Genomic DNA, 12525 nt, shown 5'->3' with positions numbered 1-12525 from the left:
GTGCCCGCGCCTGATGTCACTGGTAGCCGGCCGCCTGCATGGTGAAGAGCTGGGCGTAGAGGCCGCCGGCGGCCAGCAGGGCCGGGTGGGTGCCGGATTCGGTGAGGGCTCCGCGGTCCAGGACGAAGATCTGGTCGGCGTGGGTGATGTTGGCCAGGCGGTGGGTGACCAGGATGGTGGTGTGCCGGCCCTGACGGCTGCGCAGCGCCCGGAACAGGGCGTCCTCGGCGCGCGGGTCCAGGGCCGACGACGGCTCGTCCATGATCAGCAGTGGGGCGTCGCGCAGGAACGCCCGCGCCGCGGTGATCCGCTGCCACTGGCCGCCGGACAGATCCTGACCCTCCTTGAACGTACGGTCGAGAAGGGTGTCGTAGCCGTGCGGCAGTTCGGCGATCATCTCGTGCGCGGCGGCCAGCAACGCGGCGGCCTCGATGCGCTCCGCGGTCACGTCGGCGTCGACGTCACCCATCGCGATGTTGGTGGCGGCACTGAACGGCCACCGGTTGTGGTCCTGCAGCGCCACCGCGATGTGCCGCAGCAGCCCGGCGGTGTCCCAGGCCCGGTAGTCGCGGTCGTTCCAGGTGATCGTGCCGGAGGTGGGTTCGCGCAGGCCGGCGATGATGGCGGCCAGGGTGGACTTGCCGGAGCCGTTCTCGCCGACCAGGGCGATGGTCTGCCCGGCCCGGATGGTGAGGGTGACGTCGTCGAGGGCGGGCCGGTCACGTTCCGGGTACTGCAGGGTGACGCCGGTGACGGAGAGTTCCTCGAGGCCGGCCGGCACCGGGCGGGTGGTGTACGGCGGCGGGAGGTATCCGGCGGCGGTGGCCAGGAACCGGATGTACTCGTTGAAGAACTGTCCACTGGCGTACACCCGGTCGATCTGGAACGTGACCAGGGCGAGCGCACGCTGAGCGGCCTGCACGGCGATGACGCAGGTCGCGGCGGCGGCGAGCGGGATCCGGCCGTTGATCAGCAGCACGCCGAGCAGCACGTAGACGACGGTCAGGGCGACTCCACCGACGACCGCGCCGACGCTGGTGGTCGTGGTGACCTGCTGGGCGACCCGCAACTCGACGGCGATCTGCGCACCCATCACCCGGTCGTAAAGACCGAGGAGAAAATTGCGGAGGCCGTACGTCCGGAGTTCGGCAGCCGAATCGCGCTCGGCCATCAGCCGGTGCAGCACCCACTGGCGCCGGCGCCGGGTGGAGCTGGCCAGGTAGCTCTGGAACCGGACGTGCCCGGCCCGCAGCGCCGCGTACCCGGTCGGGACGGTGGCCACGATCAGGGCGATCAGCAGCAGCGGGTGCACGGTGATCACGGCGATGGTGACGGCGAGCAGGCTGACCACGCCGGCGAACAGGTTCATCGCGTTCTGCACGAGTTCGATGGCGGCCTCGGTGCCGCGGGTGGCGCGTTCCATGCCCTCGGCGAACCCGTCGTCGTCGAAGGCGCGCAGTTCCACGGCGGTGGTGTGTTCGAACAGTTCCCGTTCCACGTGCAGGTGGACGCGCGGGGTGAGGCCGTTGAGGGCGTAACCGACGGCCATGCCGAGGGCGCCGCGGATCGCGGTGGCGCCGGCCAGCCAGAGCAGGGCGGGCAGGGCGGCGCGGACCCGGTCGGGGGTGGGGCCGCCGGCGAACAGTTCGACCAGGACCCGCTGGGTGGCGATCAGCCCGAACGCGGCCATCGCGCCGGAACCGACCGTGGAGACGGTGACGAGCAGGGTGCGCATCCGGTCGGCGCGCCACGCCACCCGGACGGCTCTGGTGATCAGGCCGGGGAGTTCGGTGAAGACGCCGAGCATGCCGGCGTCGGCGCGGGCCCGGACGCCGGTCTCCCACCAGCTGGGGCGCAGTTCGGGCAGGACCTGTTGGTTGGCGGTCACTGTTCAACGGTTACCGGAGCACGAGGTCGATGTCGGCGTACCCGCTGTCCGATAGCGGACCCATCGACGGCGGCACCATTCGCGGATGCTTGTGATCCTGGTCCCGGTTCTGCTGGGTGCGCTGGTCACGCCTGGTCCGGGCAACCGGTTCCACTGGCGCCGGAGACGTGGTTACCCGTCGGCGGGGTGGGCGGCGCCGGTGGTGGTGGCGGCGGCCTCGTTGATCGTACCGGCGCCGGTGATGTTGCTCGTCGATCTTGATCGTCGGCTGACGGCGCTGGACTTCGTGGCGGCCGCACTGGCCCCGTTGGTGGCGTTCGCGGCGACGCGATGGGTGTGCCCGGCGTGGTGGAAGTCGTCGCACCGGCTGGTCGCGGGGCGGGCAGCGCTGCTGGTGACGCTGGTGGTGGGCGCCGAGGTGGCGACCGGCGGGACGGCGTCGCTGGTCCGGGCCTGGTTGGTGTCGGTGATCGTGACGGCGGGCTATCTGGCCTGCTGGCGGGTGCTGGACACCGGGTATTGGCCGATGCTGCTGATCCGGGACGGGGTGATCCTGCTGGTCGTCGCAGGCGGGGCCGCGCTCTTCCCGGCTCGGGGCGGCGACCTGGCGGAACTCGCGACGCGACTGCTGATCGTGGTGCTCGCGGCGGCCGGGCTGGTCGCGGTGCTGACCGGCGGATGGCGGCTGCGGCGGTGGCTGCGGGTCGGGCCGCCGTCCGAGCCGCAGCCACCGGGGCTGGCGAGCTGGCCGCCGGAACCGGGTGAGGTGTGGAACGCGGCGATCATCGACGAGGACGGCAACCACCGGGACCGGCCGGTGGTGGTGTGGGAGCGGGCGGCGAACTACGCCAAGGTCCTGACGGTCCTGCCGGACGGGCGGCCGGAGCGCCATCTGCGGCTGCCGCTGGCCGAGTGGCACCGGGTGCTGGCCGAGGACTCGTGGCTGTCGCTGGAGTTGACGCCGGTGCCGTTCGCCGATTTCCGCAGCGTACGCGGCACGTGCCCGGAGAGGTTCTGGTCCCGGATCGCGAACCGGCGGATCCGGGAGCGGTCGTTCACGCCGAGCCTGACCGTGCGGCACCGGCTGCGGTCGTCGATGAACCAGCGGGCCGGAGTGGACGCCCGGTGAAACACACGTGACATCGAACCGTCATTGACAGATGTCGATTGCAGCGCTTAACGTCGGCCGGGGAAAGCGCTTACCCGCAGGGTATCCCCAAGGCGCTTCACCACGGCCCCAACATCCGTCCCCCAACGGAAGGGAATCCCCATGTCCGACATGTTCCGTCCCCGTCGGCGTACCGTCCTGGCCGCTCTGTCCGCGGGTGTGCTCGCCGCGGGCGGACTGGCCGTCGCCACGCCGTCCCCGGCGCTGGCCTACGAGAACAGCCCGGTCGGTTTCGCCAGCCTCAACGGCGGGACCACCGGCGGCTCGGCGTCCACCGCGGTCACCGTGACGACCGCGGCGGCCCTGAAGTCGGCGCTCAGCTCCAGCACGTCGCAGACGGTCCGGGTGTCCGGCCTGATCTCGATCTCCGGCATGTACAACGTGGCCTCCAACAAGACGGTCATCGGGGTCGGCTCCGGCTCCGGCATCACCGGCGGCGGCCTCAACCTCAACAGCGTCCGGAACGTGATCATCCGCAACCTGGTGTTCCGCAACGCCAACGACGACTCGATCAACGTCCAGGAGGGGTCGACCAACATCTGGATCGACCACAACGACCTGTCCAACGGGTACGACGGGCTGATCGACATCAAGCGCGGCTCGGACTACATCACCGTGTCGTGGAACCGTCTGCACAACCACGACAAGTCGATGCTGCTCGGCCACAGCGACGACAACGCCTCCCAGGACACCGGGAAGCTGCGCGTCACCTACGTGCACAACTGGTTCGAGGGCACCGGCCAGCGTCACCCGCGGGTGCGCTTCGCGAACCCGGTGCACGTGCTGAACAACTACTACAGCAACATCGGTTCGTACGGGGTGGCCTCGACCGAGAATGCCGGCGTCTACGTCGAGCGCAACTACTTCGAGAACGTCGCCAACCCGACGGTCACCCAGACGGGTGATTCCGACTCCGGCAACATCAAGGTCCTCAACAACTACAAGGTCAACTCGGGCACCGAGCAGGTCCGCAACGGCGCCAGCGTCGCGGCGATCCCCTACTCCTACACCCCGGAGGCCAACAACACGGTCAAGGCCACCGTGACGGCCGGTGCGGGCACCGGCAAGATCTAAAAGCCTTTCCGGCGGTACGGCGGTGCCCACCCGTTCCCGGGTGGGCACCGTTGTCGTGTGCGGGCCGCTGTCGTGTGCGGGCCGCTGTCGTGTGCGGGCCGATCTGTAAGTCTATGAATCAGCTGTGAGCGGTGGAATTTCCCGGGCCCCTCTCGACGGCGAAGTCCGCAAGGCCTTACCGTTTACGGACCCGAGTCGGTCCGGTTAACGGGAGGCGTTCACCATGAGCGCTAGCACGGTCGACGTCAGCAGCAGCTCCGACGGCACCCTTGTCATCCACCCGGACGGCGACCTCGACGCCGAGGACGCGATCCACCTCCGCCGCACCCTGGTCCAGGCCATCCTGCACACCCGCCCGATGTGCCTGATCCTGGACCTGGCCGACGTCCACGAACTGGATCCTCTCAACCTGGGCGCCCTGGCCGCGGCATGCGGCGTCGGCGACGACCGCCAGGTGGCGGTCTACGTGGACAACACCTCAGCCGACCTGGCCCACCGCCTCACCGCGGCCGGCTTCCCCGTCCAGCGCCTGCGGCACATCGCCTGACGCTTTCCGCCGCACCGCCGCACCCACCTCGCCGCACCTACCTCGCCGCCCCTACCTCGCCGCCCCGCCTCACTCCTTCGCCGACCGCCCTCGCCGTTCCGCCTTTCTCCGTCTTCCCTCACCCACCCTCGCGATTTCCGCCGGCTTTCGCGTTTCCGGCGGTGGCCTAACCTGTGCCCGGTGACCGGGATCAGTGGCAAGGGCTTCCCTTCCGAGGGCGAATTCGACCGGGCGTGGGACGGGCTGACCGGGGTGACCGGACACGCTCGGCTTCCCGGCCCCGGATTCAACGACGGGACACCGGTCGAGGCGATCAGCCCCGCCGGGCTTACCGGGCTCGAATTCGACGGCACAGCGATCGGCCGCGCCTGGCTTTCCGGGCTCGGGTTCAACCGTGGGGCACCGGTCGATGTGCTGGTCGCGCTGCTGGACGCGGGCGAGGCCGCCTTCCTCTGGCGCGAGGATCTGCCCGCCGAGGTCATCGACGCCGCGGTCGTCCATGAACTCCGCGAGGTGCGGGCCACGGCCGCGGAATCCGGCCGCCTCTCCCCCGCCCAGTGCGAGCGTCTCATCGCCGCCACTCCGGAACCCCGGTTGCGCGCCCTCTTCGCCGAACTCGCGGAGGACGCGGAGGCCGACCGACGACGCCCCCGGGTCCGCCGGGGTGTCGCCTCCGCCCCACACCCGGACGCCACCCCACCACGGACCCCGGCGGAGATCGCGGCGATGGCCGCCGACGTGCCGGACATCCCCGCGAACCACCGCACCTACGCGCTCTGGTGGATCGGCGCACTGCACGACGACGCCGACGCCATGCGCCGGCTGGCGTCCTCACCGAAGTTGTTGATCCGGCGGAGCGTGGCGAGGGCGCCCCGGCTGCCCGCCGACGTCGCGGCACTCCTGGCCGGCGACCCGGACGACACGGTCCGGCTGTTCCTGGCCGAATCGTGCGACGACGCCCCGCCGGAGATGCTCCTGGAAGTGGCCGGCTGGTGGGAGGGCAGCTTGTCCTTCCCCGGCCGGCCGCGAAGTCATCCGCGTTTCCCCCGCACCGGCCTGCTGCACCTGGCGTCGGACCCCAACCCCCGGCTGCGGGCTCTCGCCCTCATCGACCCGGCGGCCACGGCCGAACTCGCCGACCAGTTCGCCCACGACCCGGACCCGGTGACCCGGGCAGCGGCCGCCGCCGATCACCGCCTCACCCCGGAGTCGCTACGAAGACTCGCCGCCGACCCCGACCACAGTGTCCGCCGCCCGGCCCGGCTGAACCCGTCACTGCCGACGGACACCCTGGTGAAGCTGCTGCTCGACCCGGACAGCGCGAGAGAGGCAGCCCGGAACCCCGCCATCCCCGTCCCGGTGATGCACCACATGATCACGCTGACGGCTCAGGGCACATAGACCAGGTGAACCCGGTAGCGGTAGCCGTCCCCGTCCTCGAAGACGTCCACGTCGAGCACGAGATCGCTACGCCCCTCCTCAGCAGTCCACCGGGGCGCGCCTAAGATCAGCTCATGCGGTTCGTCTGCCGATGGCGTGAGGATTCCCCGTACGGCAAAAGGGTTGTCGAAGTTCCTGATGCCGGCGTGCTGGAGTGGTTCCGCCGGGGCTGGGGGCGTGACGAGCCCGATGTATGGATCGAGAACGAACTCGGGGGCGACGTCTACGGGCTCGACTCGATCTTCGACGAGGCCCGGAAGCTGAACCTGCCCGCGCCCCGGTCGATCGGCGAGTTGCGGGCGCTGCTCCACCAGCACCTATATGTGGAGGCCGACGACCCGGAGGACTACATCCGGCTCGGTGAACACGCGCTCCGGGTGCGGACCGACGACGACGAGGTGGATCTGGCGTACTACTTCATCGACGACACGGCTGCGGCCGCCGCGCCCGAACGGCTCACGTACCTGCTGCACGACACCTGGCCACTACCCACCGATGCCGCGCCCGAGGGCACGGTCTTCGACAACGACGTGCCCGTTCGTACCCTCCGGCTCGGGTCGGACGGTACGGAATCGGTGTTCTCGGTTCGGCTGGCCTGGGCATCGCCTGACATGGACCGGAACCTGGGCCTTGTCGGTGCTGTCGAGATCACCGGGCTCGGCCTGGCCCGGATCGGTGCCGGGCTCCGGAACATCGATGCTGCTCTGGTCGACGGTCTGCCGCACGATGTTCGGCTGCTCCGGGCGCTGACCGCGACCGGTGAGGACGACCCCGGACCGGCGATGCGCCGCTACGCCCGGCTGCCCGGATACCGTCCCACCATCGGCGACACCGGGCCGGGCACGGAGCAGGACGCCAGGTCGCTGACCCACGTCGACGAGCACATCGTCCAGGTCGCCCGCTACATCGACGACTTCTTCGGATTCGACCAGTGGTTCGTCTTCGACAGCAGGTGGGCGGCTGCCCACTCCGATCTGGCGCGCTCGTTGCTGCGTTACGCGTCCCACTGGGATCCGTTCGGGCCGCGTCAGGTCCAGTAGAGGATGCGGCACGTGGGGAGGTGGCGGGGGATCTCGGAGGCGAACCAGGTTCGCAGGTCGGCCATCAACGGGGCCGGGTAGACGTACTTCAGGGCTCCGAATTTGCCGTGTTTCGGGGTTCGGGTCTGCTCGTTCATCTCCAGGTGGGTTCGGGGGTACCAGCTGAGCAGCACGTCCTTGCTGCCCGGGGTGAAGCGGTGCGTGATCAGCTCGGCGGTCAGGTCCAGGGCGGGCACCCCGTGCACCGCTGCCGCCACGGCGGTGAGCAGGTTGGTGTACGCCGACCGCCAGTCGTCCACCGGCATGATCGGGGCGATCGTCAAACCCACCGGATAACCGTCCAGCGCCAGCCTCCGCAGTGCGGCCAGCCGGGCCTCCAGGCGGCTGGTGCCGCCCTCGAAACGGGTCGTCACCGGCAGGCAGTTGACGCTGAACCGCACCCTGGTCCGGCGGTGGTGGTCCAGGCCGACGAAGGTGTCCACGTCGTCGAACTTGGTGGTCCAGCGCAACTGGACCGGCGCGTCCCACGCACCGAAGTGCTGCACCGCCCGCCGCCAGCTGCCGGTCAGGTGTTCCAGGGCCAGCGGATCGGTGTAGCAGGAGGCCTCGAACGTGGTGCCCTCGTCCCGCCGGGCCGCCCGGCGGCTGGTGACCGTGCCCTGACCGGCATATTCGGTCAGCCCGTCGAGGATGTCGTCGAGGTCGGCGTACACCCGGGTGACCGGTGGCCCGGACAGCGAGCCGGCCAGATAGCAGTACTGGCAGTGCGCCGGGCACCCTTCGGCCAGGTCGAACCGCCAGTCGGCGCTCGGCGCGATCGGCTGCAGCCGCCGCCGGGACGGTGGGCTGACCACGATGGCCATGGTGTTCTTGGCCCGGGCATACGTCTCCCGATCGCTGTCCCCGCGCACCCCGGTCAACCGGGCGGACCGCAGCCGCTCCACCTCGATCCCGAGCGCCTCGATCCGCGCCATGATCCGGCGGCCGTGCGGATGGTCGTACGACGGCGGGGTCGCCACCACCCGCCGGGGAACCCAGACACGCGGTCGATCAGAATCAGTCATTCCCGACGGTTACCCCTGGTGAGCCCGGTGTACCAACTCACGATCGCGGTCCCTCCGGCGCGGACGGTTCGGCCCGCAGTGCCCGCATGACGTGGGTACGCCAGCCGGGGCGGCGGGGTGCGGCAGGAAGCAGTCGGTCTCGATCGTGGTGGGCTCAGTCATCGTCATCGTCATCGTCATCGTCCTCGTCCGGAAGGGTGGCCAGGCCGGCGAGACGGTCGTTCCAGAAACGTTCGTACGGCGCCAGCCAGTCGGTGAGTTCGCGCAGCGGTTCGGCGCGCAGCGAGTAGAGGCGCCGCCGGCCGGAGCGCTGCTCGGTGACCAGGCCGGCGTCCTTCAGCAGTTTCAGGTGTTCGGACAGGCTGGGCCGGCGCATGTCGAAGTGCGCGGCGAGCTGCGCGACCGCGTGCGGCCCGTCGTCGCGCAGCAGCCGCAGCACCTCACGCCGGGCCGGGTTGGCGAGCGCCGCGAAGACGTCGACGTCACCCACACAGCACCAGCCGGTTGCCGTCCGGGTCGCTCACCGGTAGCAACAGCAGATCGATCTTCGTGACAGCCATGACCGATGAATAGGTAGGAGAAAACCTACCGGTCAAGCACGGCGTACGGTGGTCATGTGGATCAAGAAGAACGTATCGCTCTGTTTCTGGACTATGAGAACCTGGCGATCGGAGCGCGCGACCATCTCGGCGGCATGCGGTTCGACCTGCGGCCGGTCACCGACGCGCTGGCCGAGCGCGGGCGGGTGGTGGTCCGCCGGGCGTACGCGGACTGGTCCTACTTCGACGAGGACCGGCGCATGCTCACCCGGTCGCACGTCGAGCTGATCGACATCCCGCAGAAGATGGGGGCGTCGCGCAAGAACGCCGCCGACATCAAGATGGCCGTGGACGCGCTGGTGCTCGCGTTCGAGCGGGAGTTCGTCACCACCTTCGTGTTCTGCACCGGCGACAGCGACTTCACCCCGCTGGTCCACAAGCTGCGTGAACTCAACAAGCGGGTGATCGGCGTCGGCGTCGAGCGGACCACCTCGGCGCTGCTGCCACCGGCCTGCGACGAGTTCCTCTTCTACGACCGGCTGGAAGGGGTGGAGGTCAAACGGGCCAAGCCGGAGACCCCGGCGCCGGTGCCGGAGCCCGAGCCGGAACCGGTGACCACGACACGTGATCTGGACTCGCTCGCCACCCTGGTCGCCCAGTCGGTGGCCGGTCTGCAGCAGAGTTCCGGCGGGGCGGTCACCGCGTCGATACTCAAGCGCACCCTGCTGCGCAAGGACCCGACGTTCAACGAGGCCGACTACGGGTTCCGGGCCTTCGGAGAGCTGCTGCGCCACCTGGCCGGGAAATCGGTGATCGAGCTGGCCGAGCGTTCGGCCAAGGGCGATCCGGAGGTCACCCTGCCGGAGCGCGGCGACCGGGAGACCGCGTTCGAGCTGCTCGCCGCGACCGTCCAACAGGGGCCGACGGCACTGTCCGGGCTGAAGAACCTGCTGCGCAAAGCGGCACCCGGGTTCAGCGAGAAGAAGCTCGGGTACCGCAGCTTCCTGCAGTTCTGCAAGGCCGCGGCGGCGTCCGGGACGGTCGATCTGCGGTGGGACGAGGCGGCCGACGATTACCTGGTGAGTGCCCCGGCGGAATAATTGTCGTACCCCCGCCCTAGGTTCTCCGCCATGAGTTTGACGTGGGCGGAACTGGACCAGCTGGCACGGCGTTCGGCGTGTGCACGCATCACCGACGGCCTCCTGGCGATGACCGAGCAGGAGCGCCTGGCGTTCGCGCCGGAGGTCGAGGCCGGCATCAAGCGCACCCGGGGCGAGGCCTGGTGGGGCGACGGTGACGACCCGGCCGCCGGTTACGCCCTGGCCGTGATCGCGTGCATGCCGTCCGCCGCCCGCGCCGCCGCCCCGCTGAGCCGCCGGGACATGCAGGAGCGCTGGCACAGCGTGCCGCGCCGGTTCTGGCAGCGGATCACCGACGCCCGCGAGCTGACGTGGCTGCCCGATCTGGGGGTGCGGCTGGCGGCGAAACTGCCGGTGCGCGACGTCGGGGCCGCCCAGTGGCAGTTCCTCGCCGAGCTGATCGGCGACCAGGTGCAGCTGGCCCCGCGGACCGAGGGGTTCGTCCGCGGCTGGCTGAACGCGGTGTACACGAACTACACGGAGTGGACGCCGTTCGCCGACAAGCTCAAGGCCAGCCCCTACCTGGACCTGCTGCTGCCCGCGGTGTTCGAGATCGACGGCATGGGCGGGGAGCTGACCGGCGGGCACTGGACCGGCAGCGGCTGGGCGTCGACGTCAGTGTTCGCCCCGGCCGTCGTTCAGCTGGTCGCCGAGGGTCGCCTCGATCGGGCGACGATCCTGGCCGCCACCCGGGACCGGCTGATCCGCGGCGACCGCCCGGCCTGGCTGCGGCCGTTCACCGAGCTGCACGACGCCCTGGCGCCCACGGTGGACGAGCTGGCCGGTGCCGCCGGGGACTACGCCGGGTTGCTGGCCAGGGCGCCGTCGCCGATCGCCGGGATGGCCCAGCGGGCGCTGCGGTCGGTCGACGAGGCCGGGCGCCTGGAGTTCGAGACCCTGCTGGAAACCAGCGGGACCACTCTGCTGCGTACGGAGAAAGGCCTGGTCAAGACACAGCTGTCCTGGTTGGAGAAGGTCGCCCGCCGGCAGCCGGACCGGGCCGGTGAGGTGCTGGAGACGGTGGCCGTGGCGTTCGGGCACCCGGCGCTGGACGTGCAGGAACGGGCGCTGACCCTGGTCGGCCGGTGGATCGGCCGGCTCGACCCGGCGACCGTGGCCCGCCTCGCCGGCGCGTCCGTGGTGCTCACCGGCGACCTGCCGGCCCGGGCGGCCGAGCTGTTCGGCACGGCCGCGCCGGAGCCCGAGCAGGTCGAGACCGGGGTGCCGGCCCTGCCCGCGCCGCCGGCCGCGATGCCGCCGCCGATCACCGGCGCCGCCGAGCTGGCCGCCGAGATCACCGCGCTGCTGCACACCGAGACGGTGGTGGGCTGGGAGCGGATCATCGCCGCGCTGGTGGCGCTGCCCGCCGACGGAATGGCCGCAACGTTGCAGCCGATCCTGGAGCGGTACGACTACGAGCTGTCGACGGTGACCTCGTACGGCAATTTCCGGCGCCCCGGTCACCTCGGTAACGCGATCAGGCGGAAGCTGGCCCCGGCCGCCTACATCATCCAGGCACACACCATCAAGGAGCCGCATCCCCTCACCGGGCTCCTCATCCGGCGGCTGCAGGAGATCACCGACCGGATCAACACCGAGCAGGTCGCCGAGCTGCTGGCCACCCCCACCCGGGTCGACGGCAGTCTGGATGCCGCGGTGCTGCTGGACCGCCTGATCCGGCTGGAGACCACCGGCCGGGAGCCGTGGCCGGTCGACTTCGAGCAGGCACTGCTGCGGGTGCCGCGCACGGTCGACGCCGACGTGACGGTCCGGGCCGCGGAGCTGACCTCGGCTGCCGGGCAGCGGTTCGCCGCCTGGCTCAAGGACGGTGGCCTGCCCGACCCGGTCAGCTCCCGGCGGGTCCAGCGGAACCCGGCCCACCAGCGCGCCTACATGAGCATGAACCAGAGCCATCGCCGCTTCGTGGTCGATCTGGAACCGGCTGGGGACCGGTCACCGCTGGCGGACCGGATCCTCACCCTCGACCGGGGCCCCGACATCCAGTGGTACTCCGACGAGTTCACCCCCGACATCGCGATCGCGGCCCTGCCCCACCACCGGGAGGTGCTCGCCGCCTGGGCGCTGCCGACCCTGGCCTCCAGCGCGGACATGGACCAGCGCGGTGCCGGCCGGTCCCTGCCGGCGATCGTCGAGTGTGACGGCCCGGCCGGTCCGGCCGTCCGGCTCGCGGTGGCCTACGTGCTGGGCGCCCGGGACGAGGCGGACCGGCTGGCCGCCGTGGACGCGTTCCTGGTCCTGGCCGCTCAGGGTGAGGATCTGTCCGGGGTCGGCACCGAGATCGCCGAGCTGTGCGAGGTGGGCATGCTGAAGCCGAGCCGGGTGCTGACCGGGCTGACCGACGCGCACCACGCCGGCGGGTCGGCCGCGGTGTGGCAGGTGCTGGCCGCGGCCCTGCCGAAACTGCTGGTCCTGGCTCCGCGCGGGTTGCCCGACCTGCTGGAGCTGGCAACGCTGGTGGCCGGCCGGGCGGGCCCCCGCGCCGAGGTGCCGGGGCTGTCCGACGTGGCGGCGCGGACCGGTTCGTCGCGGCTGGTCAAGGAGGCACGCCGGTTGTCGGCGGTGCTGGTGGGCTGAGTCGCGTCGCTCCCACGGGTACGCCATACTT

The 12525-nt window shown here is 70.8% G+C and carries 11 protein-coding genes; 7 read left to right on the top strand and 4 right to left on the bottom strand.

Features of this window, described 5'->3' with window-relative positions:
• Positions 1–16 precede the first annotated feature (16 nt).
• Entirely contained in the window at positions 17–1807 is a 1791-nt protein-coding gene (locus Aco03nite_RS37620; RefSeq protein ID WP_203805064.1) for an ABC transporter ATP-binding protein, read from the bottom strand.
• Between the two features lie 166 nt (positions 1808–1973).
• Here Aco03nite_RS37620 and Aco03nite_RS54310 point away from each other — a divergent pair, with 166 nt between their 5' ends.
• The 4 genes from Aco03nite_RS54310 to Aco03nite_RS37600 all read left to right on the top strand — a co-directional run bounded on the left by Aco03nite_RS54310 (position 1974) and on the right by Aco03nite_RS37600 (position 6078).
• Complete coding sequence (locus tag Aco03nite_RS54310; protein ID WP_203804960.1) at positions 1974–3017, top strand: hypothetical protein; 1044 nt, start codon at positions 1974–1976, stop codon at positions 3015–3017.
• Between the two features lie 141 nt (positions 3018–3158).
• Complete coding sequence (locus Aco03nite_RS37610; RefSeq protein WP_203804958.1) at positions 3159–4130, top strand: pectate lyase family protein; 972 nt, start codon at positions 3159–3161, stop codon at positions 4128–4130.
• A 223-nt stretch (positions 4131–4353) separates the two neighbouring features.
• A complete protein-coding gene (locus tag Aco03nite_RS37605) occupies positions 4354–4677 on the top strand; it encodes an STAS domain-containing protein (RefSeq protein ID WP_203804956.1) in 324 nt (107 codons plus the stop codon).
• 180 nt (positions 4678–4857) lie between these two features.
• Positions 4858–6078, top strand: coding sequence for an amino acid adenylation domain-containing protein (locus Aco03nite_RS37600; RefSeq protein ID WP_203804954.1), 1221 nt, complete (start codon positions 4858–4860; stop codon positions 6076–6078).
• Here Aco03nite_RS37600 and Aco03nite_RS55080 read toward each other — a convergent pair.
• Complete coding sequence (locus Aco03nite_RS55080; RefSeq protein WP_444978840.1) at positions 6066–6128, bottom strand: hypothetical protein; 63 nt, start codon at positions 6126–6128, stop codon at positions 6066–6068. The two genes, Aco03nite_RS37600 and Aco03nite_RS55080, sit on opposite strands and share 13 nt — an antisense overlap.
• A gap of 63 nt (positions 6129–6191) precedes the next feature.
• On the opposite strand from Aco03nite_RS55080, the gene Aco03nite_RS37595 reads away from it, so the two are divergent.
• Complete coding sequence (locus Aco03nite_RS37595; RefSeq protein WP_203804952.1) at positions 6192–7157, top strand: hypothetical protein; 966 nt, start codon at positions 6192–6194, stop codon at positions 7155–7157.
• On the opposite strand, the gene Aco03nite_RS37590 is transcribed toward Aco03nite_RS37595, so the two are convergent.
• Both Aco03nite_RS37590 and Aco03nite_RS37585 read right to left on the bottom strand, forming a co-directional pair.
• Positions 7145–8221 (bottom strand): spore photoproduct lyase family protein, encoded by a 1077-nt coding sequence (locus Aco03nite_RS37590; protein WP_239145760.1) that lies wholly within the window; start codon positions 8219–8221, stop codon positions 7145–7147. The genes Aco03nite_RS37595 and Aco03nite_RS37590 overlap by 13 nt on opposite strands.
• Before the next feature lie 154 nt (positions 8222–8375).
• Complete coding sequence (locus Aco03nite_RS37585; protein WP_203804949.1) at positions 8376–8711, bottom strand: ArsR/SmtB family transcription factor; 336 nt, start codon at positions 8709–8711, stop codon at positions 8376–8378.
• Between the two features lie 126 nt (positions 8712–8837).
• On the opposite strand from Aco03nite_RS37585, the gene Aco03nite_RS37580 reads away from it, so the two are divergent.
• Together Aco03nite_RS37580 and Aco03nite_RS54305 are read left to right on the top strand one after the other, a co-directional pair.
• Positions 8838–9860: an NYN domain-containing protein gene (locus tag Aco03nite_RS37580; protein WP_203804946.1), complete on the top strand. Its 1023-nt coding sequence runs from the start codon at positions 8838–8840 to the stop codon at positions 9858–9860.
• A 30-nt stretch (positions 9861–9890) separates the two neighbouring features.
• Complete coding sequence (locus Aco03nite_RS54305) at positions 9891–12494, top strand: DUF7824 domain-containing protein (protein WP_203804943.1); 2604 nt, start codon at positions 9891–9893, stop codon at positions 12492–12494.
• The last annotated feature ends 31 nt before the right edge of the window (positions 12495–12525 follow it).

The organism is Actinoplanes couchii (genome assembly GCF_016862075.1).
In the GTDB taxonomy this organism is placed as follows: domain Bacteria; phylum Actinomycetota; class Actinomycetes; order Mycobacteriales; family Micromonosporaceae; genus Actinoplanes; species Actinoplanes couchii.
This window is presented reverse-complemented; position numbering and strand designations above follow the sequence as displayed.

Bases quoted from the DNA above. Each gene is read 5' to 3' on its own strand.
- Aco03nite_RS37620 (WP_203805064.1), bottom strand. From the start codon at position 1,807: ATGCTCGGCGTCTTCACCGAACTCCCCGGCCTGATCACCAGAGCCGTC.
- Aco03nite_RS54310 (WP_203804960.1), top strand. From the start codon at position 1,974: ATGCTTGTGATCCTGGTCCCGGTTCTGCTGGGTGCGCTGGTCACGCCT.
- Aco03nite_RS37610 (WP_203804958.1), top strand. From the start codon at position 3,159: ATGTCCGACATGTTCCGTCCCCGTCGGCGTACCGTCCTGGCCGCTCTG.
- Aco03nite_RS37605 (WP_203804956.1), top strand. From the start codon at position 4,354: ATGAGCGCTAGCACGGTCGACGTCAGCAGCAGCTCCGACGGCACCCTT.
- Aco03nite_RS37595 (WP_203804952.1), top strand. From the start codon at position 6,192: ATGCGGTTCGTCTGCCGATGGCGTGAGGATTCCCCGTACGGCAAAAGG.
- Aco03nite_RS37590 (WP_239145760.1), bottom strand. From the start codon at position 8,221: ATGACTGATTCTGATCGACCGCGTGTCTGGGTTCCCCGGCGGGTGGTG.
- Aco03nite_RS54305 (WP_203804943.1), top strand. From the start codon at position 9,891: ATGAGTTTGACGTGGGCGGAACTGGACCAGCTGGCACGGCGTTCGGCG.